Origin of the sequence: Gardnerella sp. 30-4, assembly GCF_001641215.1 — a bacterium.
GTDB classification, from domain to species: Bacteria; Actinomycetota; Actinomycetes; order Actinomycetales; family Bifidobacteriaceae; genus Bifidobacterium; species Bifidobacterium leopoldii.
In genome coordinates this window covers 1,205-1,407 of sequence record NZ_LXJL01000113.1, presented here as the reverse complement: position 1 = coordinate 1,407, position 203 = coordinate 1,205, and positions in this window count along the sequence as shown.

Below are 203 nucleotides of genomic sequence, written 5' to 3'. Positions count from 1 at the left end.
TTCAGTTGAATTATTGAACAAGTGTGATTATATGACTGGTGGGGATTGTGCTCCGCTTCCGCCTTATGCTTCTATTCTTGACGGTGTCGATTCTGATACCTATGTCAATCCTTCTTCTTATCACTTGGGTGATTTAGACTCATTTGATAATCTTTATTCAGGTAAAAAGGCTTCAGTTGAATTATTGAACAAGTGTGATTATA